The organism is Synechococcus sp. R60.1 (assembly GCF_047461835.1).
GTDB lineage: Bacteria > Cyanobacteriota > Cyanobacteriia > Thermostichales > Thermostichaceae > Thermostichus.
The window spans coordinates 1-21,325 of the sequence record NZ_JANSIA010000046.1 but is presented as its reverse complement, the minus strand read 5'-3'; the positions used below and the strand labels follow the sequence as shown (position 1 = coordinate 21,325).

Sequence of the window (21,325 nt, the reverse complement as noted above, 5' to 3'; positions counted from 1 at the left end):
GAGGACAAACTTCCCTAAGGAAGCGCGAAGATTGACAACCTAAACTTAAAACATCCGTTAAGTTTCGTCAACTACCTTTTTTGATCCTGAGAGAGGCCATGTCGCTTGCCCGCTGGATTTTAGGGATCCACACCACCACGCCCGTTTTGGGCCTGGCCCTGCTGCCGTTGGAGCAAGGGTTGGGAGAAACCCGCAGTCAGAGCTGGTGGCTGGATCGGGAGATGGCAGCGCAGTTGCACCCCTGCTTGAAAGTCTTCTTGGCCGGTCAAGCTTGGTCGCAGATAGCTGGGATCGCTGTAGCTTTGGGGCCGGGCAGCTTTACGGGCAGCCGTTTGGGGGTGAGCGTGGCCCGTCTGCTGGGCCAGCAACTGGGCATTCCCGTGTTTGGCTACTCGGCTTTGGCCGTCCTCGCCCGCCATGTGTGGATCTGGCAGGGATCCCCGCCCCAGCCCTTGACGGTGGCGGTGCAGATGGACGCCAAACGAGAAGAGTGGTATGGCGGCGTGTATCGGGTGACAGAAGAGGGTGTCGCTGCAGAAGCGGCCGATCGGCTCTGGGAGGAAGAGGCTTGGCAGGCAACTCTCCGACAGTGGCCGCAAGCTCTATCCGTGAATGCCGCCGATTTTGTGGATCCTGCACCTGTGGTGGCGTTGGCAGAATTGGCCCGCGCCGATTTTCGGGCCGGGTTGCGCCCTCAGTGGCAGGAGGTGCTGCCCCTCTACGGTCGCCAGCCCCCGATTGATCTCAGAGGGCTGAATCGGACTCCGCCTCCCCAGCGCGAACGGAGTGCCCCATCGTCACGGTAAGATTGGGAAGTCTAAGCAACGGATCCCTCTGCTGACATGATCTCAAGCAACGATTTGCGCCCTGGCGTCTCTGTAGAAGTTGACGGAGCTCCCTACAAGGTGATCGAGTTCCAGCATGTGAAACCCGGCAAGGGGGCAGCCTTTGTGCGCACTAAGCTCAAAAACATGCAGACTGGCAACGTTGTGGAGAAAACCTTCCGCGCCGGTGAAACCCTGCCCGCAGCCACCATCGAAAAAGTCGAGATGCAGTATCTCTACGCGGAAGGGAACAACTTGGTGTTTATGGACATGGAGACCTATGAGCAGGCTCCAATTACCGCCGCCCAAATTGGCTCCGCCGTGAAATATCTGAAAGAAAACATGCAAGTGTCAATCTTGCGCTGGAATGGGCAGGTGATCGATGTGGAGCTGCCCAACACCGTTGTTCTGGAAGTGGTGGAAACAGATCCAGGGGTGAAAGGAGATACCGCCACTGGGGGAACCAAGCCGGCCAAGCTGGAGACCGGTGCTGAGATCCAGGTGCCTTTGTTCATCAAGGTTGGAGAACGGATTCGGGTCGATACCCGCACCGACACCTATCTGGGCCGGGAGTGAGTTCTCCCTCTCCTTTTCGGTTATGGATTTCTGTTGTGGACAGGTGATGCATCAGGAGTGAACCTTCCCTTGGATGTTGTCAATTGGCAGGAAATTCGTCTTCTCCTGGCCGCTCTGCAAGAGAGCGATGTTACCGAGCTAACTCTGGAGTTCAAAGATTTTCGCCTCACCTTGCGCAAAGGGATCCCGACTGAGCTCTCCTCCACCCCCGCCAGTCCGGTTATTGTCTCCTCTGCGCCTCCTCCTGCTCCTGCAGAAGCGCCCCCTCCTCCCACTGCTCCCAAATCCACCCCCAGCCATTGGATAGACGTGACGTCACCAATGGTGGGCACTTTCTACAGCGCCCCAGCTCCAGGTGAACCTGACTTTGTGCGGGTTGGCCAACGGGTGAACAAGGGCCAAACCCTGTGCATCATCGAGGCCATGAAGCTGATGAACGAGATCGAGGCCGAAGCGGCAGGCGTGGTGACCGAGATTTTGGTGAGCAATGGGCAATCGGTGGAGTTTGGGCAGGTGTTGATGCGGTTGGATCCCACGGCTTGATGGGCAAGGGGGTAAACCGGATTTTGGCAACCCAATCTCCCTTGCCTGTGTATACACCAGAGTTGAATCGGATTGAGGGGATGTGGTCGGTGTTGAAGCGCTGTATCCGGCAGTTTTCCAGAGCCGGGAAGTATGGGATGGAGCAAAGGGTACAGACCGCTTTGCTACTCATCAATCCATTCAATCCATCCTGCTGGGAGAAAAGTTGGGGGTGACAGCCTGGGAAACCCTCTCAGACCAATTTGACCAGTCTGCGCGCCCCTTTCACAGCCCTACCTGTGCCCCAGTTGCCGATGGCTCCCAGCTGAGGTTAAGAGAAGCCCATAGCCCCCCGGTCCCTCATTGACTATGATGCGGGCGTGAGGTGTGAATAAGTACCTAAACAATGGCAACCCAACGCATTTGCTTTGCTCAAGTCTCAGATGTCCACCTGATGCCCGAGACGGGGTGCCGCTGTTGGTGGATGTCGGATTCCCCTCGCCGCCAGTTGGAAGCCGCCGTTGCCCATCTCAACCAGGTGCCCGATCTGCACTTCGTGGTGTTTACCGGGGATTTGGTGGATCAAGCGGATCCGGAGAGCTTTCAATCTTTCCAGGAGATTGTTGCCCAACTGCGGGTGCCCTATTACCTCAGCCTGGGCAACCACGATATCGACACCCTAGGGAGAAAGGGACGCTTCAACCGAGATCAGTTTATCCGTTGGTGCCAAAGCCAATTTCCCCTGTCCCCGGCTCCCACCGGTTACGTCGATTACAGCCTTTCCCCTCTGCCCGGGATCCGCTTGATTGCCCTCGACGCCAGCCTGGGACGCTTCCCTTTGCCTCAGGGCGTGCTCCGCCCCTCCCAACTGCACTGGCTGGGCGAACATCTGCAAACGGTGCCGGAAGAATGGCTGATCCTGCTGATCCATCAGCCGCCCTTCATTGCTCCCACTCAAATGGACGCGGTTTTGTTTCGCAAGTACCGGCTCCTCAGCGAACCAGCCTCGGCGCTACACGCTCTCTTGGCCCGTCACGGACGGGTGGTGGCGGTGCTGAGTGGCCACCTGCATGTGCCGAAGGTGTATGTCCGCGATGGGATCCCCTACCTGACAGCACCTCCTCTGGTGGGGCCGGTTTCGGCTCTGCGGGTGTTTGAGCTGGAGGTGAACCCACGGCGAGGGGTGTTGCGCTACCACTGGGTTAAGTTGCCGGCATTGGATCCCAGCCCCCTCTGGCACGGCTTGGTGATGGGGATCCGACGGGATCGCTGGGGACAAATCCCTCTCCGGGCCAAGGGATCCCGCTCTCTCCCTCTGCCTGCTGCCGCCTGGTAATCAAAACCCCTAAAGCTTGACCGAATTAGTGTAGATTAAAAAAAGCAAAAATCGTCGAGTTCGGTGTCTTCCCCCTATGACAGCAAGCCTTTCTCCTTCTAGCCGCTGGGAGCTGGCGGCTCAAGCGCTGCGGGAGCAGTATCAACCTCAAGTGGCGTCCCTGAGCGAACGGTTTGAGCCTTTGTCGGCAAGCGACCTGCTCACCTGGGCGGTTGAAGAATTTGGAGATGGGCTGGTGCTGGCCTGTAGCTTTGGCCCGGAAGACCTAGTGCTGATCGATCTGCTCACGGCGATTAACCCCCGTGTTCGCGCTTTTTTTCTGGACACCGATTTTCACTTCCCGGAAACCCTACAACTGCGGGAGCAGGTGTTGGCGCGCTACCCCCACTTGCAACTGCAGATCTTCAAGCCCTTGCTTACCCCGGAAGAGCAGGCAGCTCAATACGGGCCAGAACTGTATCGCTCTAACCCCGACCTCTGCTGCAACATCCGCAAGGTGGAGCCCTTGAATCGTGCTCTGGCCGGTTGCACCACTTGGATTACAGGGATGCGTCGGGAACAATCCCCCACCCGCGCCGATATCGGCAAGGTGCAGTGGGACGGCAAGCGCAACCGCCTCAAACTCAACCCGCTGGCTGACTGGACAAATGGCCAAGTTTGGAAATACATCCTTGACCACGGGATCCCTTACAACCCCCTGCACGATCGCCACTACCCCAGCATCGGCTGCATCCACTGCACTGCACCTGTTGAGCCAGGGGCGGATCCCCGCTCTGGACGCTGGAAGGGCACAAGCAAGACCGAATGTGGCCTGCATACCTAACCCATGACTGCTTCCTCCATCCTTGAGGTGGCTCAGTTTGAAATTACCCCCGGCTCTGAAGCCGCCTTTGAAGCCGCCATCGCTCAAGCTTTCATCTATTTGCAGCAGACCGACGGCTACCAAGGGCACCAACTGCAGCGCTGTCTGGAGCACCCTCAGCAATACCTGCTGCTCGTTCAGTGGGGATCCCTAGAGGCCCATCTGGTCAACTTTCGCCAATCGGAAAACTTTGTCCGCTGGCGTGCCCTCATCGGGCCCTACTTTGCTCGGCCACCCCAGGTGCTGCACTACCAGTTGCTGACCGGATCCCCTTTTTGATTTGAAATAGGGCACCTGTCCACTCTCCACCTAGGTTGACCCCAATGGGACAGGTTAAGATGTGATATTATTTGTTTCCGGCCTTCAGGCAGATGCACAGCGGCATCGCTCGTAGGGGCTGTTAACTCAGTGGTAGAGTACCACCTTGACACGGTGGGAGCCGCTGGTTCAATTCCAGCACAGCCCATGTCCTTGACAGAAGCTGACAAAGGTTTGCTCCAGGATCAGGTTACAGTGCTGAGCCTAGCCCTCCCCTGCAGATCCTGTGAAACTGGGGATTCCTCGCCGCCACGGACTCTATTGGTAGATGTTGGCCGCTTTTAACATGTGGTAGGTGATCAGCAACTGAGTCAAAGCCAGGGGATAGCTCTGGAGCAGCTCGCCGGTGGTGCCGATCAATTGGCCGATATTGGGGTTTCCCTCTAAGCTACAGAACTTGCCCAGGTAAGGGATTTCGTTGCAGAGCATCCGCTCCAGCTCAATCACTTGGCTGGCCGTAGCATGGGCATCAATCTGCAAAACATCGACGGGCTTGCCCATATCCCGATCCAAATCCAAACGAATGGCAGAGCTGAGGTGACTGTCGCGGGCATTGAGGATTTGCCAAAAATCTGGGTGAGGAATGGTGGGGCGCAGCACCAGGCGCGCATTTAGCAATACCTCGTCTTGGTTGGATCCCTCTTGGGGCGGGTAAAAGGTGACCACCACATCGGCCCATTGGCGCTGTGGACGAATAAAAGCTTCTGAATCGGGTTCGCGCTTTTTGAGCTCTTCTCGCACTTGCTCTTCGGTATATCCGCGCTTGCGGGTGTCCCGCTTAATCTTCCAAAGGGCTCGTAAATGTTCTGGGGGAGCCAAATAAACCTTGACATCGTAGCTATCCCGCATACCACGGGTAAAGTAGCCCAGCAGCCCTTCGACAATCACGTATTTGTTGGGCTTGACATACTCTGGCGGGTCAAAGGTGCCGGTGCTGTGGTTATAGACGGGCTTTAGGATCGGCTGGCCGGTGCGCAAGAGCGTCAGGTGCTGCTGAACGATATCCAGGTAGTTGCAGTCGGGATGGAGGGCTGTAATCCCCAGTTCAGCGCGTTGTTTGCGGTCGTAGCGGTGGTAGTCGTCGGTGCAGATGACAGTGACGTTTTCTTCCCCCAAGACTTGGGCAATGCCGCGGGTAAGGGTGGTCTTCCCAGCAGCACTATCGCCAACAATACCCAGAATAATCGGGCGCTGAGCCACGGATCCCTCTCCTGAATCGTGAACCTGGGGCGGAGAACTCCCAACAACACCGGCCAAACTCAACTTCGTTTCGACCTGCGGATGGCCCCGATCAGAGAACAGGGATTGTCGGTCAGCAAACGAAGTTAAGCAAGCATTATCGGCTCTGGAGGGTATTGGGGCAAGAGAACGTTACAGCTTTTTTCAGCGGAGCCCTATGGATCCCTATACTGGAGTAGAAGCACTGGAAGATACTGGAGTAGAAGCACTGGAAGGCATCAAAGCAGCAAGGGTAGCATTAGGTCAGACCGCTAGAGGGGGAAGCAACCGATGGGATTGTTCGATCGGGTCAGCCGAATCATTAGATCCAATATCAATGCGCTGGTCAGCAGCGCCGAGGATCCGGAGAAAATCCTGAACCAGACCATTCAGGACATGTCTGAGGATCACTACCAGATGCGGCAAGCGGTTGCCCAGGCCATTGCTGCCCAGAAGCGGATAGAGCGGCAGTATGAGCAAGCACAGCAGAGTGTTGATGAGTGGCAAAGACGCGCCGAGTTGGCCCTGCGCAACAACAACGAAGCTTTGGCTCGGGAAGCGCTGGTGCGCAAGAAAACCTTTGCCGAGACTGCCCAAAGCCTGAAGCGGCAGTTGGATGAGCAGACTAAGCAGGTGGAGATCCTGAAGTCCAACATGACCAAGCTGGAGAGCAAGATCGCTGAGGCCAAGACCAAAAAGGACATGCTCATCGCTCGCGCCCGCGCCGCCAAGGCTTCCCAGCAAATCAATCAGGTTATCGGGCGGGTGGACGCCACAAGCGCCTTTGCTGCTTTTGAGCGTATGGAGGAGAAGGTGAACTCCCTGGAGGCCCAGTCGGCGGCAGTAGCCGAGCTGGCGGTAGACAATTTGGAAAACCAGTTTGCCGCTTTGGAGGCGGGTGGCTCGGATGTAGATCACGAGCTGCTGATGCTCAAGGCGTCGATCCAGGGTCAGTTGCCCTCTGGAGGGTCAAAGTCCTCAGGCCAACCTTCCACCGCAAGTGAGAGCGAGGTCGATCTGGAGTTGGAAAATTTGCGCAAGGAGATTGACCAGCTCTAACAGGCGGAATGTCGCTCTTCTCCGACTCTCAAGGCTTGCCGGGCTGAGTTTGGGCCGGGGGGTGGTAAGCTAACCAACAAGAACTCTGACAGCCCTTCTGCCGACCAGCAGGGCAAAGTCTGTCAGTAAAGCGTTCCACCTCGAGTGGCAGGGATCCCCAGAGGGTAATCAACCTGCGAAAGGGTCACAGCCTGCTTCCGGCAGGGCTGGGGTTAGTTTGCCTACGGTTTTGTGAGAGAACAAACAGCGATGACAACAGCAAGTATCAAGCCTCTCTTGGATGCCAAGCAACTGTTGCAGGCTTATGCGTCTGGCCAACGGGATTTTTCGGGCTCCAACCTGAGTGGAGCGCAGTTGAGTGGCGCGAATTTGAAGGGCATTATCCTACGGGATGCCGACTTGAGTGGGGCAGATTTGCGCGAGGCGGATTTGTCGGGAGCGGATCTCTCGGGAGCCGACCTGCGCGGAGCCAAGCTGCGACGGGTGAACCTGATTGGGGCTAAGTTGGTGAAGGCAGACTTGCGGGGGGCCAACCTCTACCGAGCCAAGCTGCTCAGGGCCGACCTCAGCGAAGCCGAGCTGAACCGGGCCGATTTGCGAATTGGGGCCGATCTGCGCGGAGCCATCATCACCAACACCCATTTTCGCGGTGCCCTCTACGACGAGTACACCAAGTTCCCGGATGGCTTTAACCCTACGGAGATGGGCATGTAGCCGGAGCTTCCCTCAGGGGATCAGGTTCTGCCACAGTTGGGCCATGCCTTCGGCAGCCGCCACAAAGGATGGATTGTGCAGGTCGGGCTTGTTGTAGCGCAAGGGATCCCCTGCCAGATCGGTAACCCTTCCCCCCGCCTGCTCCACAATGCACTGGGCAGCGGCAGTATCCCACTCCATGGTGGGGCCGAAGCGAGGGTAGAGATGGGCAGATCCTTCGGCCACAAGGCAAAGCTTTAGGGCACTGCCCACAGACTTCACTTCCAGAGAGCCACAGCGCTGCCGCAGCCGCTCGAGGAACTGCTCCGTCTCCGGGTTGCTGTGGGAACGGCTGGCCACCACTTGTAGGGGTTCTTGGGCGTAAGGGCAGGTGCGGATGGGCTGTTCGTGAACGCAGGACGGAGTCCTTTCCCTCTTGCAGGCCCCCAGCTTTTGCGCAGCCGCGTAGGTGAGGCCCAGAGCTGGGGCATGGACGACCCCCAGGATGGGGATCCCTTCCTCGATGAGAGCAATATTCACCGTAAACTGGCCGTTGCGCCCGATAAACTCTCGGGTGCCATCCAAGGGATCCACCAGCCAAAACCGCTCCCACTGTTGCCGCTCTGGGTAAGGGATCCCGCCCGATTCTTCCGAGAGCACCGGGATCCCTGGGGTCAGGTCTTGCAAGCCTTGCAGGATCAGGTGGTGGGAGGCCAGATCCGCCTCTGTAAGGGGAGAGGCATCCGCCTTGGCCCTTACCTGAAGCTGCTCCTGTCTGTAGATGGGCAAAATAGCCTGTCCTGCCGCCTCCGCCAGCCGACTTACCTTGGGCAAGAGAGCGGCCAGATCCTGAGCTTGCATAGGATCCCTCGCAGAGTTAGCAACGCACCGGAATGCCGTGGGCGGCCAAGTCGGCTTTGATTTGGGCAATCGTTAACTGGCCGTAGTGCAACAGAGAAGCCAACAGCGCTGCTTCTGCTCCCGCTTCCTGCAGAGCCTGGCGGATGTGGGCACACGCTCCTGCACCCCCAGAGGCGATCACCGGCACCGACACCGCCTCGGCCACCCGCCGGGTTAGCTCGAGGTCATAGCCTGCTTGAGTGCCATCGGCGTCCATGCTGGTGAGCAAGATCTCCCCTGCCCCCCGTTCGGCCACGCTTTTGGCCCACTCCACCGCGTCCAGGCCCGTCGGCTGCCGCCCCCCGCGCACGTATACCTCCCATCCCCCTCCCTGCGGCTTGGCGCGAGCATCAATGGCCACCACAATGCACTGGGATCCAAACCAGCGGCTGGCCTGAGCCACGAGATCAGGATCCCGAACCGCTGCCGAGTTGAGGCTGACCTTGTCCGCCCCGGCCCGCAGCAGTTGTCGGATCCCCTCCAGATCGCGGATCCCCCCTCCCACCGTGAGGGGAATGAACACCTGCTCTGCGGTGCGCCGCACCACCTCCAGCAAGATCTCCCGCTCTTCGTGGGTGGCGGTGATGTCCAAAAAGACCAGCTCATCGGCTCCTGCCTGATCGTAAGCCTGGGCCAGCTCTACCGGATCCCCGGCATCCCGCAATTGCACAAACTGGATCCCTTTCACCACGCGCCCCGCCGCCACATCCAGACAGGGAATGATCCGTTTGGCCAACATCGCTCTCTCCCAAGGACTCCATACCGCTAACGCGAACAGAGGGGAACAACTGGGGATCGTTTTAGCCGAAGCTGATGACCAGGAAGGGTTCTTGAAACTTGGCCCCAGTCACCTGCCGACCTGCCAAGCTGGGGGGCAAGAACAAATTGCGCCGCTGATCCCCGGCGGTAATGGTCAGCTCCGGGCCCGACTGGCTCAGCTCGATTTGGGCCTTGCTGAAGCCGGGAATAAACAGCTTGACTGTACGGGCTCCCTCGTCGATGGCCACGGGCGGCGGCACATCCGGCACAGCGAACATCCCTCCTACTGCCGCTTCCAAAGCCGACCAATCGGATCCCTGACGCAGGGGGAGTGTTCGTAGTGTCAGCGGGAAAAAATCGGCGGCCGAGACCTCTCCCGGAGCCAGAGGGGTAACCCAGAGGCCACCCACCGTCAGCCCCACCATCTGAGCACTCCCCCAAAGGTAACGGGCGGTTTGCACGGCCATCGGGTCAGGGGTGGTCACCAGGTGGGCCAACACGCGGCGCGGATTGGCAATAGCCTGTCGTCCCTGCTCCAAAAGGTTGGTCATGCCCCCCAACCGCTCCGGCAGATCCTCCAGAGAGGAAAACTCCACGGTGCTCACCGAACGCAGCAACGGCTCGGCAAAGGGTCGCAGGGTTTTGGCCAAGTCGGATCCCAAAAAAGCTTGGGAGGCTCGCCGCCAGTACCAACTGGCCACCTCCGGGATCCCAAAGGCCCGCAAGGTGGTCAGATCCCCTGGCCCATCGTAGAGAATGCAGTCGTATTGGCCGCTGGCATCGTAACGGCGCAGAGCTTCCAGGGCCAGGGCCTGATCCATGCCCGGCAACACCCCCAGTTCCTGGCCGTAGATCTCCCGGAAAAAGGGGGTGCGCACGTATCGGGCTTCCAGCTCTTTGGCCGCCGTCCAGAACTGCTCCAGCAGCTGGGTTGTCCGCAACTGCACCACGCTCAAGTTGGCAGCAATGGTCACCGGCTCGCCGGAAAGCGGGATCCCGCCCAAAAGCATTTCCAGCCCCGGCCCCGCCTGATGGCCCACCAACAGCACCCGCCGCCCCTGCTGGGCTGCGGCCCGAGCTGCCGCCACGGCCAAGGTGCTCCGACCTGTGCCCCCCTTGCCCAGAAAGGTGAGAATTTGGCTCATTCCCGCTCCTCCCGATTCCGCTCTCCCGCCTCTCCGTAGATATCGATGTACAGAGATTGACCTGCCAACTGAGCTGCGGCCATCATCACCTGTCGAATCGCTTGCAGGGTGCGCCCGCCCCGCCCGAATACCCGCCCCCGATCCTTCGGGTCAAAGGCCAGCCGCAGCCATACCTTTCGCCCGCCACAGGTGGTTTCCACATCCATTTGAAGAGAGGCGCTGCTGAGCAGCGGTTCGATCAAAAGATGGGCGAGAGCCTTGTAGTCTGGCATAGAGAGCTAGACGACAGGAGGGAACAACTGGCCAAGCCAAGCTTAGCCGACCCTAGGCCTCAACCGCTTCCTCAACCTGAGGCTTTTCAACTTCAGCTTCTGGAGGACTTAATTCTGCCGCTGCTGTCTCAGTGGCAGCTTCGCTCAATTCAGACTCGGGAACATCGGCGACCTCAGCCTCGGCCACGGATTCTGTTGCAGGGGCCTCTTCTGCCGCCTCAGGGATCCCAGCTTCAGGCTTGGCCATGGCCGGGATGCGAATCGAGGCAACCACTCCGCCTTCCCCTGCTTTCAACATCTCGTAGATGCCGGCCTTTTTGAGGAGACTGTCCACGGTCTCTGTGGGCTGAGCGCCACAACGCAACCACTTCAGCAAGCCTGCCGTTTGCAAAACCGTCTCCTTGGTGCGCGGGTTATAGTAACCCAGTTCCTCTAGCGGACGGGCTTCACGGCGGCTTTTACTTTCAATGGCGATGATGCGATAGCTGGGTTGCCGCTTTTTTCCGTAGCGCTTGAGCCGCAATTTGACCATGGGGTATCCACTCCTTGGGGGACGCTCCGCAAGCTGTAAAGATCCAAAAAATCCAAAAAAGAGTTCGCCTAGACCCGCCAAGCCTGCTGAAGCTCCAGAGCCTCGCTCCGAGCCTTTGGCGTTTGGCCGGTAGACACAGGCTTTTTATTTTAAGCGATTTTCTGCTTGACTGGAACTTGACCGGAAAATGTCCGACCCCGGTTTGGAAGGCAACCTTCATGGCAGAGTTGAAGAGAAAACCCTACACTCAGCAGCAACTCCCATGATCAACTACGCCGATTTGACAGACGAGCAGCGCCAGCTCTACCTCAAGGCCCTGATCGCGGTGGCCCGAGTAGATGGCCAGTTGGACGAAGAAGAAACCTCTTTCTTCATGCAAATCGCAGAAGGGGTAGGCATCGAAGCGCCACTGGCCCAAACCTATCTGGCCGATGAAGCAGGTGCACCTTTGGATATCAGCGGGATCCCGCCCATGCGCAATGCGGCAGGGGCCTTGATCCTGCGGGATTTGGCAGCAATGGCGGTGGTGAATAGCCAGCTGGTGGAAAAAGAAGAGGAGCTAATTTTCGAGATCGGCAAAGCCATGCAGTTCAGCGCTGAGGAGATCAACGAGTTTATCGACTGGGCCTTCATGGGACTGCAGTGGCAACTCAAAAGCGCATCTCTGCTGGAGCGCTATACCCAGCCCTCCCCCCAACCTTCTGAATGACCTGGGGTACTAGGCAGCATCACAACGGCCAGCCCCCGCTGCAGATATTGACAGCCCCGCTTGGCGTTCCCCTGAGCCAAGCAAGGGGAGACTTTCATCAAGTTAAATCTGGCCATTGAGACTTAGCCGATAAAGCGATCCAGAGCCCGCTGCAACTCCTCCAGCTCCACTTCGATATTGCCGGTCTCGATGGCATGGCGGATGCAGTGGCGAATGTGATCGTCCAAAATTAGCCGCGCCACCCGATCCAGCGCTCCCTTGACGGCGGCAATTTGCAGCAGCACATCTGGACAGGGCTGATCCTGCTCGATCATGGAGCGGATCCCACGCACATGCCCTTCGATGCGAGCCAAGCGGTTGGTCAACTTGCGCCGAGACTGGGGATCATGATGGTGAGGCTGGGCCCGCCCAGACAGCGGCGGCTTTTCCAGCGCCAGCTCCCACTCCTCCTCCCAATCGGGTTCTGAAGGGAGCGGTGGAACGGAATGAGATCGAAGTGGGGGGACGGGATCCGACATAAAAAGGGCAAAGGACTGCCTGCATGATACCGCTTGGTTTTCCCCGAGAACGATGGGGTACTCTACAATAGAAAAAGATGTGAAATTTTGTAAAACCTCTCATACTTTGGCTCCATGACCTCTGTGCTCTCCCCCTTTGGCCCTGTAGAAGCGGATCTGGAGCGTTTACGCCAGAACCTGACGCGGTTGGTCAGTGCCAAGCACCCCATTCTGGCCATGGCTGCCGAACATCTGTTTTCGGCGGGGGGGAAAGGGATCCGGCCAGCCATTGTGCTCCTCATCGCCCGCGCCACCACTCCAGATGGAGAGATTACCCCACGGCATTGGCGCTTGGCAGAGATTACTGAGATGATCCACACGGCCAGCCTGGTTCACGACGATGTCATCGACGCTGCCGATGTGCGACGGGGCATCGATACGGTGAATACCCTCTTCGACAATCGGATAGCCGTGCTGGCGGGGGATTACCTCTTCGGCCAAGCTGCTTGGTACTTGGCCAATCTGGACAACCTGGAGGTAGTGAAGCTCCTTTCCAAAGTAATCATGGATTTGCCGGAGGGAGAGGTGCGCCAGAGCCTCACCCGCTTCGACCCGGATGTGTCGATGGAAGACTACCTGGCCAAGAGCTTCTACAAAACGGCCTCCCTCATGTCCGGCAGTTCCAAGGCTGCTGGCCTGCTGAGCGGGGTTAGCGAGGAAGTGGCGGATCGCCTGTTCGATTTTGGGCGGGATCTGGGCATTGCTTTTCAGATTGTCGACGATCTGCTGGATTTCACCGCTTCGGCAGAGACGCTTGGCAAGCCTGTGGGATCCGACCTCATCCAGGGCAACCTCACTGCACCCGTTCTGTTTGCCCTAGAGGAATTTCCCCAGATGCGAGAGCTCATTCTCAGGGAGCTGTCCAACCCGCAAGACCTGAAGCAGGCCCTGGAGTGGGTGTATCAAAGCGAAGGGATCCCACGCTCTCGTCAGTTGGCCCGCGACTACGCCCAGCGGGCTGCCGAAGCGCTGTATAGCCTGCCGGACTCTGCGGCGCGTCGTGCTTTGTTTCAGATGGTGGACTATGTGCTGGAGCGGCTGCACTGAGCAGTCCCGACAGGGTCAAGCTGGCTTTCTACCGGGCTGTGTTGCCCAACACTTGGGCCTCTGGAAGAAGCTCAGGATATTCTGGCGGGGCGAAAAAGTGTAGGCGATTTGGGGGCCAAAAGCGAAAAATGGTGTTGCCGATGATGTTTTCTTCCGGCAAGAAACCCCACACATGGGAGTCTTGGCTGTCGTTGCGGTTATCCCCCATCACAAAATAGGAGCGGGGAGGAACCACGAATTCGGATCCCTGATTGGGAACTCCAGGACAGCGCTCGCCAGGGCAAGAATAGTCGGGGGGGGCATAGATGTAGTCTTCCCGCAGCGGGATCCCGTTGATGATGACCTCACCGTTGGCGATGCGAATGCGATCTCCCGGCAGGCCGATCACCCGCTTGATGTAGGCCCCGTCGAAGTTCAGTTTGGCGGGAGGGTTGAAAACAATAATATCGCCTCGTCTGGGCGAACCAAAGCGGTAGCTGACCTTTTCCACCACCAGCCGATCCCCTTCTTCCAGAGTGGGCAGCATCGAATCGGAGGGGATCCAACGCGCCTCTGCCACAAAGGTGCGAATGCCGAAGGCCAGCAACAGAGCCAGCACCACCGTCAGAAGGTTTTCCCGTTGCGCCTGCCACCAGCTGCGGGATCCCGAGCTGGCAGGGGTTTCCCCTGATGGCGACTGGGGCTTGGGCAGAGGAGTTGGATCTTTTGACGGCATGGAAGCTAACGAACAAGACTTCACGATCTCAAGATTACCGCACCCAATCCAGGGCAGCAGAATGGGATGCCCTCCCATTAAACCCCTGCCGGAGAGACGAATAGCCGGCAATAGCATAGGATGGGTATTCTGGTGTACCGTACTCGCGACTGTTAGCCCCTATGACGATTTCAACAGAAGAGCGCCTAGAGCGAGTCGAGCGCCTGGTCGAGGCCAATAGCCAAGCAATAGCTCGTCTCACCCAACAACAAGAGGAAGTTTTGAGGCGGATCGATCGGCTCTCAGGGGATAGCGAAAAACTCTCGGAGCGGGTTGAAAAGCTCTCGGGCGATGTCGAAAAGCTCTCAGGTGATGTCGAAAAGCTCACTTTTAAGTTCGACACCTCACAAACCATTGGGGAACGGTTAGAACGTCTGGCCACCAGCCTGATTGCCGGTGCCACCATCAGCATCATTGCCGGAGTGATTTTGGTGCTGCTGCGGGAGGGATCCCGTTGAAGGGATGTTGCTCGGGGCTGGTTTTGGGGGGTCAACTGCCGGAATTGAGTTTTTCCCAGTCCTGCTGGTGGATGGCGATCATCTGGGCTTGGGCTTGAATAGCTGCCAACACCTCCGTCATCAGGGGCCAGTCGCTCCGCGGCGGACTGGGGTACTGCTTAAGCTTGTCAACTGTGTTGCTGAGAGCACTTTGCAATTGTTGCAGCAGTTGATAGGTCTGTTGGGCCAAAGCTAGGGTCTCAGAGACGCGGAGGTTATTCTGGCCTTGTTGATATTTCTGGAGAGCTTCCCCTCGCAGGATGCTCAAGATGGCCCCTTCTCTAGAGGCGGCAGTCTGGCCACTTTTGGAGCGCTGTGGGATGATGCGCAACTGCAACACCAGTGGCTCCCCCCGGTACATCCGCTCCACCTCTGCCTGCTGCGGCTCCCCGATCAACTCCGGATCCAGCGCCATCATCCGCTTCATGGCGGTGATCAACTTCGCCCGTATGGACTCGGAGAGATCTTTGAACAGATCCCGCAAAATCCCCTGCTGGCGGTAGCGCACTCGACAAGAAGGCCCCTCTTGAGGTTCCACGAAAATTTGCTCGGCTTTCTCATCCAAAGCCCGCCGCAGCATCGAGTTGAGCAACTGCTGCACTGTCTCTTCTGATTCGTCGGCGGGGACGGACGGAGGCTGGGTTGGCCTCAACTGCGTGGGTGGCCCCGACACGGGAGCAGGAACCTCCCGAGTCACCCGGTTGGCTTGGGCCTGGAGGCGCAGCCGCTCCACCTCTGCCGGGTCGGGGGGATGGCTGAAGTAGTAGGCAATTAAATCCTGCTGCTGCTGAGCGGTGAGAGGGATTGGCTGGACGGAAATCTGGGAATAGGCCAGCATTTTGCTCACATAGTCCAACGCCGCCAAATCCTGGGGATCCACCATGCCCAAGATGAGGCTGTCGGTATCCAGGGCCAAGGGGACGACTTGGTAGTAAATGCAGATCTCCACCGGCAAGTACTGGGCAATTAAGGCCGGCACTCGCGCCCGGTCAACAAGGGAGTGTTGTCCCACCGCCAGAGAGGCATCTGGATCAGTCATGGCAAGCCCGGAGTGGATCCCGCACAGGCGAGACGTCGCTACCTGATCATAGAGTAAAGCCTACACCCTCGCGGCCTGAGGCCCATGGCATCCTGGCTCATCTGACCGGCGTAAATTGAATAATGTAATACTAGGGGTATTCTCCTCTACACCCAAAGCAGTAAAGCCTTGTTAAGTCTTGGAGTTAACATCGACCACATTGCCACCCTTCGACAGGCACGCCGCACGGTGGAGCCGGATCCGGTAGCGGCAGCGGTGATTGCCGAGCTGGCGGGGGCAGATGGCATTACGGTGCACTTGCGCGAGGATCGCCGTCACATTCAAGATCGGGATGTGCGGCTGCTGCGGCAAACCGTGCGCACCCACCTCAACCTGGAGATGGGAGCCACCGAGGAGATGGTGGCGATTGCCCTGGAGATTAAGCCTGACTACGTCACTTTGGTTCCTGAGCGGCGGGAGGAAATCACCACCGAAGGTGGGTTGGATGTGGCGGGGCAGGTGTCGCGCCTCAGGGATGTGGTCGGCCAACTGCAGGGATCCGGCATTCCCGTCAGCTTGTTTATCGACCCAGATCCGACCCAAATTGCCGCTGCTGCCCAAGTGGGAGCCCGCTGGGTGGAGCTCCACACGGGGCGCTATGCAGAAGCCTCATCCGCAGCTCAGCGGCAGGTGGAACTTGACCACCTGGAAAAGGCCAGCCAACAGGCCCTTCAACTGGGCTTGCGGGTGAATGCGGGACATGGTCTTACCTACTGGAATGTCGGCCCGGTGGCGCGGATCCCTGGCATGGAGGAGCTGAACATCGGCCACAGCATTATCAGTCGAGCGGTGCTGGTGGGGCTGGATCGGGCGGTGCGAGAGATGCGTCAGGCGATGGGACTAAGCTGAGGAGCAGGCCCGGCATGAACTCGGAATACTACGGCTACGAAAACTACGTTCTGGATCAGGCGGAGATTGAGCGCCTGTTGGATCTGCTGCCAGCCAGTATGCGGGAGAGTGTGAAGATCTTGCCCGCCTCGGAACGGCAAACGGTGGTGATCAAAGGCCGTCGGCAAATGCCCTGGGAACGGCAGATGCGGCTGTTCATCAAGCCCTACGAGTGGCGGCAATTTACCCCCCTGCAGCGGGCGGGGCTGTTCCTGCACAAGGTGGGCTACTACAGTCGGGCGGTGTCGCGGCAGATCGACTTTTACCTGGCCATAGCAGCTCTGGGGGGGTTGAGCTTGATCTTCGAGGCCGTACAACAGGATCCCGTGGGAGCAACCGTTTCGGGTGGTTTGAGTGGCTTGGCCCTCTGGCAGTTGCGCCGCGACCAAACCAATGACCGTCGTCTGTTGGCTGCTGACGCCTATGCGGTGGATCGCCTGGTGTTGCGCGGGATCCCGCGGCTGCAGGCGGTGGAGGCCCTAGGGCAGGCGCTGCATGTGGAGGCCCGTCTGGAGGGGCGCTCGGGCAATGATCTGCTGGACATGTTGCGCTACCAAAACCTCAAGCGGCTGGCCCAGCGTCCGGCGGAAGACATTGTGTTGAGCTAATCCCGGGTAGAGATGCTTTCTCCCTCGCGGCTGGGATCCCAGGCGGGCCGGTGGGGCCGCCATCTGCTGCAAGTGGCGGTGACCGATTCCACCAATCGGCTGCTCTTGGACTGGGGCCGTCGGTTCCCACAGCCGCTGCCGGTGGGCACAGTTTTGGTCAGCACCCGCCAACGGGCTGGGCAAGGTCAACATGGGCGGGTGTGGCACTCGGAGCCGGGGGGACTATACCTGTCCGTTTGGCTGGGATCCCCGCCTTTGCATTACTCGCTGCTGGAACTGACCCTGGCCTTGGGCTGGGGCATTGCGGGCCGTTTACGGCAAAACCTTGGGATCCCGCTGCGGCTGAAATGGCCCAATGATTTGGTGGTGGTGGACGAGCAGCGCCCGGATTCTCTGCTCAAGCTGGGGGGGATCCTGGTGCAAAGCCGCTTTGGGGGGAGCGGGCAACTGCTGGGGTTGGTGGCCGGTGTGGGGGTGAATGTCAACAACCCCGTTCCCATTGGGGCAATCACCTTAGCCCAAATTTTGGGATCCCCTCTGCACCGCTCACTCGACCGCACCGAGATTGCCGGCTGGGTTCTGCAGGGGATGGAGCGGGGATTCCACGTCTGGTTGCAAGGGGGATTTGCCCCCGTTCGCTCAGAGTACGAAGCCTGGATGGTCAAGCCGCAAGTCCAATGGCTCGAAAGGGGGACTAGCCTCACGATCTTGGGCCTTGCCGAGGATGGAAGGGTGCGAGTACAAACACAAGGGGAGCGACATCTGCAACAGCAGCAATCCATCCGGACGCTTACACCCGACCAAGTTCGCTTGAGCTATCACATGCCGGCGGGCGATAGCCTGTAATTTCTCTTGTGTTTTTTATGTGGCCTGTGTTGAACTCGGTGATGAAGCTTTTGGTTATGGCAGCGCGCCTTTTCTCCCCCCGAGCTCGGCGGCTGCGCTTTTGGCTGAAGCTGGGGCTGGCTCTGCTCTGGTTTTATCCCACTGCTCTGCTGGCCCAAACCCAACCAACCCCTTTGCCCCCGCCGCCCATGGTGGAACCGGCCCTAGACACGCCTGGGGCAGCAGCCCTGCTGCTGGATGGAGCCATTCCCCTGGGAGAGGGCAGCCCTGCGACCCTTGAGGCAGAAACCCGCACAGAGACGGTCATGGGCCGCGAGATCGTGATTGAGCCCCAGAAGAACCATGACCGGGTTCCCCATGCTCAGCCTGAAGGTGGGGTGCCGGTGGTGCTGATGGAACGCAGCTCCGGTCGCCGCATCATTCTCGCCCCCGGCCAAGAGATTCGCATCGAGGATCCCAGCCAGCCCCAAGCTCCTGAACCGCAAACGCCAAGGTTGCCTGAACTGGCGGCAGGTGACGAACGACTGCTCTACCCCCTACCTCACCCGGTGCCGATTACTTCTGGATTTGGCATGCGAATTCACCCCATCCGCGGAGAGCCGGAGTTTCATGCTGGAGTGGATTTGGGGGCCAGCATGGGCACGCCGATCTTGGCCTCTTTAAGCGGCAAGGTGGTCACTTCGGGATCCCTGGGGGGTCTAGGGATCACCGTTGTGCTGGAGCATGCCGGCGGTCGGCGCACTCGCTATGGCCACATGTCCGAAGTTGCTGTAACACCGGGGGAAGTGGTAGAGCGGGGATCCGTCATCGGCTATGTGGGGGCAACCGGAGCGGTAACTGGGCCGCACCTCCACTTTGAGCTGTGGAAGCGGGCGGTGGGGCAAGGTTGGGTGGTTCTGGACGCCACAGATGATCTGAAGGTTGCTGTTGCCCAGCTGCCGGGTTAGCCAGAGCCGGCTTGGGTTAGCATAGGTGGGCGGGCTCCAACTGGAATGCTGGCGCAGGTAACCAGTTGGGTCATGCAGGTTTTGCGGACGTGGCGGAACGGCAGACGCGCTAGACTTAGGATCTAGTGCCGCAAGGCGTAAGGGTTCAAGTCCCTTCGTCCGCATGAGAATCCCCTACTTCCCCAGCCCTTTTCCCCCAAGAGGGCAGAAGTTCCCCCGGTCAACAGCAATGCTGACTGCCTTACGGTCGCTCGCCAGCAAGCCTAGGAGAGCCAAGGTGACAAAGCAAGCTCTCCCGCTGGCTAAAAGCAGACAGGGACACATCTCCCAGGCTAGAAGGCTTCTCGGTCCGCCTGCAGAGAAACTGGACTGGGTTGCTGCCACGAAAACCTTGGCTCTAGGCCGGAAAGATCACCTGCAGAATTTGCTCGGGGGCAATCGACTCCACCTTCCCATCGGCCCCCTTGACCGCCCGAAACGGCCCCTCTGAAGGCAGCAACCGCAGCGGGTCGGTGGGCCCAAACAACGCCACCAGCGGCGTCTGCACCGCCACCGCCAAATGCATGGGAGCGCTATCGGCGCACAACAGCAGCGTTGCCCCCCCAATCAAGGCCGCCAGCTGCCCCAGCCGGACAGGACGGCTCACCGGCAGCTCCGGCAGTTGCGCCAGAAAGCCCTCCGCCAGCTGCTCATCCTCTGGCCCCACCACCAGCACCAACGGCAGCTCCGGCCGCTGCTCCCGAAAACCCTTGATGACCTTGACCCAGTTGGCAGAGGGATAGATCTTCTGAATTCCCTTCTCCTGCGACAGCTGGCTGGCCCCCGGATGCAACAGCACATAATCTTGAGCGGCATCCCCCAAAAGGCGCTTGCGTTCCTGCTCTGCCCACTCCAGGTCTGCTTTTTTCAGACGAATCTGGGGCAACCCCGCCGGCGCAGCAATGCCAAACCCCTGCACCAGGTCGTGGTACATCTGGGCCGCATACTGGGCCGGCTTCAGGGGCACCGGGTCGGTCAGCCAAGGTCGCCCCGGCCCCGGCGGCGCATAGCCCACCCGCTTGGGAATGCCGGTCAGCCACAACAACAGCTTGACCCCCAAGCTTCGGCCCAGGCTCAGCACCCCGTCATACTGCCGCTCCCGAATGCGCCCCAGCAGGTCGCTGAGATCCCCCAACGACAGCTGTTCTTTGAACGGAAAAGTCAGCACCCGACTCACCGAAGGACAAACCTCGTAGGCAGCCGCCGCCCGCGGCTCCACCAGCACCTCCAGCTCCGCCTCAGGAAAGCGCTGCCGCAAACTGGCCAGGGCGGGGAAAAACAAAATCTGGTCACCAATCCCGCCCGGCACCAAAGCCAGAATCCGAGGTGCCAAAGGGGCTTTAGCTGCTGGAGAAACCGCCTGCATAAAGCATCCTGTAGAAAGCTGTATCCAGGGATCCCTGGCTCAGGACATCCCGCGCTTACTCTATCTCAGATTGCAGACCTTCAGGACAGGCTGGGCAGACCGGTTCCAGCCCCCTGCTGGCCCAGAGCGTTGTCTACCCAGGCTCTCATCCGCGATGATGGGCTGTGGCCGCCACCTTCTCCAAAGGCAGCACCATGACGGAGGAGCCGATTCCGCTGCTGGATTTGACGGGGCAGTACCGCGCTTTGGCCGGGCTGTTGCAGCCGCAGCTGGAAGCGCTGCTGGCCTCTGGCCAGTACATCGGCGGGGCGGCGGTGCAGCGCTTTGAGGAGCAGTTTGCCCAGTTTTTGGGGGGTGGCTCTTTGGAGGCCGTCGGCTGCAATTCCGGCACCGATGCCTTGGTGTTGGCTTTGCAGGCTTTGGGCATCCAGGCGGGGGATGAGGTGCTCACCAGTGCCTTTAGTTTTTTTGCCTCGGCTGCCGCCATCAGCCGGGTGGGGGCGCGTCCGGTGTTTGTGGATGTGGATCCGTGCACCTTTAACCTGGATCCGCAGCTGCTGGAAAGGAGCATCTCCTGCCGCACCAAGGCGGTGGTGGTGGTGCATTTGTTTGGGCAGGCGGCCAACATGACCCAGATTCTGGCTATTGCCCGGCGGCACGGCTTGGCGGTGGTGGAAGATTGTGCCCAGGCGGTGGGGGCCTGCTGGGGGGGCAGGCCGGTGGGCACTTGGGGGGAGGTGGGCTGCTTCAGCTTTTTTCCCAGCAAGAATCTGGGTGCGGCTGGGGATGGGGGGGCGGTGGTGACGCGGGATCCCCAACTGGCCAGTCGGGTGCGGGCTCTCAGGGAGCATGGGCAGACCCGTCCGTACCACCACGAGCATTTGGGTCTCAACAGTCGTTTGGATGCGCTGCAGGCGGTGATTCTCTCGGTGAAGTTGCCTTATCTGCGGGAGTGGAACTGGCGGCGGCAGGG

General features: G+C 59.4%; 26 protein-coding genes and 2 tRNA genes. 18 read left to right on the top strand and 10 right to left on the bottom strand.

The annotated features are described in order from the left end of the window. The first annotated feature begins 98 nt into the window (after positions 1-98). From tsaB to NW834_RS07940, 7 genes are all read left to right on the top strand, one after another. Positions 99-806 (top strand): tRNA (adenosine(37)-N6)-threonylcarbamoyltransferase complex dimerization subunit type 1 TsaB, encoded by a 708-nt coding sequence (tsaB, locus tag NW834_RS07970; protein WP_414406491.1) that lies wholly within the window; start codon positions 99-101, stop codon positions 804-806. A 36-nt stretch (positions 807-842) separates the two neighbouring features. Next, a complete protein-coding gene (gene efp, locus NW834_RS07965; protein WP_414331123.1) occupies positions 843-1,400 on the top strand; it encodes an elongation factor P in 558 nt (185 codons plus the stop codon). A 69-nt stretch (positions 1,401-1,469) separates the two neighbouring features. Continuing rightward, positions 1,470-1,943 carry an acetyl-CoA carboxylase biotin carboxyl carrier protein gene (gene accB / locus NW834_RS07960; protein ID WP_011432092.1) on the top strand — a complete coding sequence of 158 codons (474 nt, stop codon included), beginning with the start codon at positions 1,470-1,472 and terminating at the stop codon, positions 1,941-1,943. Positions 1,944-2,328: 385 nt separating this feature from the next. Then, entirely contained in the window at positions 2,329-3,258 is a 930-nt protein-coding gene (locus NW834_RS07955) for a metallophosphoesterase family protein (protein WP_414419539.1), read from the top strand. 76 nt (positions 3,259-3,334) lie between these two features. Then, complete coding sequence (locus tag NW834_RS07950) at positions 3,335-4,081, top strand: phosphoadenylyl-sulfate reductase (protein ID WP_414398981.1); 747 nt, start codon at positions 3,335-3,337, stop codon at positions 4,079-4,081. A 3-nt stretch (positions 4,082-4,084) separates the two neighbouring features. Further along, complete coding sequence (locus NW834_RS07945) at positions 4,085-4,399, top strand: antibiotic biosynthesis monooxygenase family protein (protein ID WP_414344235.1); 315 nt, start codon at positions 4,085-4,087, stop codon at positions 4,397-4,399. Positions 4,400-4,514: 115 nt separating this feature from the next. After that, a tRNA-Val gene (locus tag NW834_RS07940) sits at positions 4,515-4,586 on the top strand. A gap of 110 nt (positions 4,587-4,696) precedes the next feature. Here NW834_RS07940 and NW834_RS07935 read toward each other — a convergent pair. Then, positions 4,697-5,638: a phosphoribulokinase gene (locus tag NW834_RS07935; protein ID WP_414406494.1), complete on the bottom strand. Its 942-nt coding sequence runs from the start codon at positions 5,636-5,638 to the stop codon at positions 4,697-4,699. A 309-nt stretch (positions 5,639-5,947) separates the two neighbouring features. Here NW834_RS07935 and NW834_RS07930 point away from each other — a divergent pair, with 309 nt between their 5' ends. Then, positions 5,948-6,715 carry a PspA/IM30 family protein gene (locus tag NW834_RS07930; protein ID WP_011432097.1) on the top strand — a complete coding sequence of 256 codons (768 nt, stop codon included), beginning with the start codon at positions 5,948-5,950 and terminating at the stop codon, positions 6,713-6,715. A gap of 249 nt (positions 6,716-6,964) precedes the next feature. Further along, positions 6,965-7,429 carry a pentapeptide repeat-containing protein gene (locus NW834_RS07925; protein ID WP_011432098.1) on the top strand — a complete coding sequence of 155 codons (465 nt, stop codon included), beginning with the start codon at positions 6,965-6,967 and terminating at the stop codon, positions 7,427-7,429. A gap of 12 nt (positions 7,430-7,441) precedes the next feature. Here NW834_RS07925 and cysQ read toward each other — a convergent pair whose 3' ends face one another. The 5 genes from cysQ to rpsP form a co-directional block, all read right to left on the bottom strand. Further along, on the bottom strand, positions 7,442-8,269 hold the full coding sequence (gene cysQ, locus NW834_RS07920; protein ID WP_414358359.1) for a 3'(2'),5'-bisphosphate nucleotidase CysQ: 828 nt from the start codon (positions 8,267-8,269) through the stop codon (positions 7,442-7,444). Between the two features lie 16 nt (positions 8,270-8,285). Beyond that, on the bottom strand, positions 8,286-9,047 hold the full coding sequence (hisF, locus tag NW834_RS07915) for an imidazole glycerol phosphate synthase subunit HisF (RefSeq protein WP_414419538.1): 762 nt from the start codon (positions 9,045-9,047) through the stop codon (positions 8,286-8,288). A 61-nt stretch (positions 9,048-9,108) separates the two neighbouring features. Then, entirely contained in the window at positions 9,109-10,212 is a 1,104-nt protein-coding gene (locus NW834_RS07910; protein ID WP_414383712.1) for an ArsA family ATPase, read from the bottom strand. Beyond that, positions 10,209-10,484: a KH domain-containing protein gene (locus NW834_RS07905; RefSeq protein WP_011432102.1), complete on the bottom strand. Its 276-nt coding sequence runs from the start codon at positions 10,482-10,484 to the stop codon at positions 10,209-10,211. The genes NW834_RS07910 and NW834_RS07905 overlap by 4 nt, the downstream gene beginning before the upstream one ends. 52 nt (positions 10,485-10,536) lie before the next feature. After that, positions 10,537-11,016, bottom strand: coding sequence for a 30S ribosomal protein S16 (gene rpsP, locus NW834_RS07900; RefSeq protein WP_011432103.1), 480 nt, complete (start codon positions 11,014-11,016; stop codon positions 10,537-10,539). A gap of 262 nt (positions 11,017-11,278) precedes the next feature. On the opposite strand from rpsP, the gene NW834_RS07895 reads away from it, so the two are divergent. Further along, positions 11,279-11,725 carry a TerB family tellurite resistance protein gene (locus NW834_RS07895; protein WP_414350341.1) on the top strand — a complete coding sequence of 149 codons (447 nt, stop codon included), beginning with the start codon at positions 11,279-11,281 and terminating at the stop codon, positions 11,723-11,725. Between the two features lie 122 nt (positions 11,726-11,847). Here NW834_RS07895 and NW834_RS07890 read toward each other — a convergent pair whose 3' ends face one another. Next, positions 11,848-12,243, bottom strand: coding sequence for a metal-sensing transcriptional repressor (locus tag NW834_RS07890; protein ID WP_414341707.1), 396 nt, complete (start codon positions 12,241-12,243; stop codon positions 11,848-11,850). A gap of 114 nt (positions 12,244-12,357) precedes the next feature. Between NW834_RS07890 and sds the strand changes: the two genes are divergently transcribed. Then, complete coding sequence (gene sds, locus NW834_RS07885) at positions 12,358-13,329, top strand: solanesyl diphosphate synthase (RefSeq protein ID WP_041436149.1); 972 nt, start codon at positions 12,358-12,360, stop codon at positions 13,327-13,329. A 28-nt stretch (positions 13,330-13,357) separates the two neighbouring features. On the opposite strand, the gene lepB is transcribed toward sds, so the two are convergent. Further along, the gene (gene lepB, locus NW834_RS07880; protein ID WP_041436160.1) at positions 13,358-14,044 is read right to left on the bottom strand and encodes a signal peptidase I; all 687 of its coding nucleotides are present in this window, start codon (positions 14,042-14,044) and stop codon (positions 13,358-13,360) included. Positions 14,045-14,205: 161 nt separating this feature from the next. Between lepB and NW834_RS07875 the strand changes: the two genes are divergently transcribed. Beyond that, positions 14,206-14,541 (top strand): hypothetical protein, encoded by a 336-nt coding sequence (locus NW834_RS07875; RefSeq protein WP_414415624.1) that lies wholly within the window; start codon positions 14,206-14,208, stop codon positions 14,539-14,541. Between the two features lie 31 nt (positions 14,542-14,572). Here NW834_RS07875 and NW834_RS07870 read toward each other — a convergent pair whose 3' ends face one another. Beyond that, entirely contained in the window at positions 14,573-15,619 is a 1,047-nt protein-coding gene (locus NW834_RS07870; RefSeq protein WP_414341703.1) for a hypothetical protein, read from the bottom strand. A 168-nt stretch (positions 15,620-15,787) separates the two neighbouring features. On the opposite strand from NW834_RS07870, the gene NW834_RS07865 reads away from it, so the two are divergent. From NW834_RS07865 to NW834_RS07845, 5 genes are all read left to right on the top strand, one after another. Then, a complete protein-coding gene (locus tag NW834_RS07865; RefSeq protein WP_414419537.1) occupies positions 15,788-16,507 on the top strand; it encodes a pyridoxine 5'-phosphate synthase in 720 nt (239 codons plus the stop codon). Between the two features lie 14 nt (positions 16,508-16,521). Then, on the top strand, positions 16,522-17,154 hold the full coding sequence (locus NW834_RS07860; protein WP_011432111.1) for a DUF3318 domain-containing protein: 633 nt from the start codon (positions 16,522-16,524) through the stop codon (positions 17,152-17,154). Between the two features lie 12 nt (positions 17,155-17,166). Further along, on the top strand, positions 17,167-18,000 hold the full coding sequence (locus NW834_RS07855) for a biotin--[acetyl-CoA-carboxylase] ligase (RefSeq protein ID WP_414419536.1): 834 nt from the start codon (positions 17,167-17,169) through the stop codon (positions 17,998-18,000). A 56-nt stretch (positions 18,001-18,056) separates the two neighbouring features. Beyond that, the gene (locus tag NW834_RS07850; RefSeq protein ID WP_414426278.1) at positions 18,057-18,947 is read left to right on the top strand and encodes a M23 family metallopeptidase; all 891 of its coding nucleotides are present in this window, start codon (positions 18,057-18,059) and stop codon (positions 18,945-18,947) included. Positions 18,948-19,030: 83 nt separating this feature from the next. Beyond that, positions 19,031-19,111 (top strand) — tRNA-Leu (locus tag NW834_RS07845). Positions 19,112-19,344: 233 nt separating this feature from the next. Here NW834_RS07845 and NW834_RS07840 read toward each other — a convergent pair. Beyond that, positions 19,345-20,352, bottom strand: a complete 1,008-nt coding sequence (locus tag NW834_RS07840; protein WP_414419825.1) for a glycosyltransferase family 9 protein — start codon at positions 20,350-20,352, stop codon at positions 19,345-19,347. A 164-nt stretch (positions 20,353-20,516) separates the two neighbouring features. On the opposite strand from NW834_RS07840, the gene NW834_RS07835 reads away from it, so the two are divergent. Then, positions 20,517-21,325: DegT/DnrJ/EryC1/StrS family aminotransferase (locus NW834_RS07835; RefSeq protein ID WP_414426277.1), on the top strand; the 809-nt coding region annotated here is incomplete at its 3' end.

Bases quoted from the DNA above. Each gene is read 5' to 3' on its own strand.
- tsaB (WP_414406491.1), top strand. From the start codon at position 99: ATGTCGCTTGCCCGCTGGATTTTAGGGATCCACACCACCACGCCCGTT.
- efp (WP_414331123.1), top strand. From the start codon at position 843: ATGATCTCAAGCAACGATTTGCGCCCTGGCGTCTCTGTAGAAGTTGAC.
- NW834_RS07955 (WP_414419539.1), top strand. From the start codon at position 2,329: ATGGCAACCCAACGCATTTGCTTTGCTCAAGTCTCAGATGTCCACCTG.
- NW834_RS07950 (WP_414398981.1), top strand. From the start codon at position 3,335: ATGACAGCAAGCCTTTCTCCTTCTAGCCGCTGGGAGCTGGCGGCTCAA.
- NW834_RS07945 (WP_414344235.1), top strand. From the start codon at position 4,085: ATGACTGCTTCCTCCATCCTTGAGGTGGCTCAGTTTGAAATTACCCCC.
- NW834_RS07930 (WP_011432097.1), top strand. From the start codon at position 5,948: ATGGGATTGTTCGATCGGGTCAGCCGAATCATTAGATCCAATATCAAT.
- NW834_RS07925 (WP_011432098.1), top strand. From the start codon at position 6,965: ATGACAACAGCAAGTATCAAGCCTCTCTTGGATGCCAAGCAACTGTTG.
- cysQ (WP_414358359.1), bottom strand. From the start codon at position 8,269: ATGCAAGCTCAGGATCTGGCCGCTCTCTTGCCCAAGGTAAGTCGGCTG.
- hisF (WP_414419538.1), bottom strand. From the start codon at position 9,047: ATGTTGGCCAAACGGATCATTCCCTGTCTGGATGTGGCGGCGGGGCGC.
- NW834_RS07910 (WP_414383712.1), bottom strand. From the start codon at position 10,212: ATGAGCCAAATTCTCACCTTTCTGGGCAAGGGGGGCACAGGTCGGAGC.
- NW834_RS07905 (WP_011432102.1), bottom strand. From the start codon at position 10,484: ATGCCAGACTACAAGGCTCTCGCCCATCTTTTGATCGAACCGCTGCTC.
- rpsP (WP_011432103.1), bottom strand. From the start codon at position 11,016: ATGGTCAAATTGCGGCTCAAGCGCTACGGAAAAAAGCGGCAACCCAGC.
- NW834_RS07895 (WP_414350341.1), top strand. From the start codon at position 11,279: ATGATCAACTACGCCGATTTGACAGACGAGCAGCGCCAGCTCTACCTC.
- NW834_RS07890 (WP_414341707.1), bottom strand. From the start codon at position 12,243: ATGTCGGATCCCGTCCCCCCACTTCGATCTCATTCCGTTCCACCGCTC.
- sds (WP_041436149.1), top strand. From the start codon at position 12,358: ATGACCTCTGTGCTCTCCCCCTTTGGCCCTGTAGAAGCGGATCTGGAG.
- lepB (WP_041436160.1), bottom strand. From the start codon at position 14,044: ATGCCGTCAAAAGATCCAACTCCTCTGCCCAAGCCCCAGTCGCCATCA.
- NW834_RS07875 (WP_414415624.1), top strand. From the start codon at position 14,206: ATGACGATTTCAACAGAAGAGCGCCTAGAGCGAGTCGAGCGCCTGGTC.
- NW834_RS07870 (WP_414341703.1), bottom strand. From the start codon at position 15,619: ATGACTGATCCAGATGCCTCTCTGGCGGTGGGACAACACTCCCTTGTT.
- NW834_RS07860 (WP_011432111.1), top strand. From the start codon at position 16,522: ATGAACTCGGAATACTACGGCTACGAAAACTACGTTCTGGATCAGGCG.
- NW834_RS07855 (WP_414419536.1), top strand. From the start codon at position 17,167: ATGCTTTCTCCCTCGCGGCTGGGATCCCAGGCGGGCCGGTGGGGCCGC.
- NW834_RS07850 (WP_414426278.1), top strand. From the start codon at position 18,057: ATGGCAGCGCGCCTTTTCTCCCCCCGAGCTCGGCGGCTGCGCTTTTGG.
- NW834_RS07840 (WP_414419825.1), bottom strand. From the start codon at position 20,352: ATGCAGGCGGTTTCTCCAGCAGCTAAAGCCCCTTTGGCACCTCGGATT.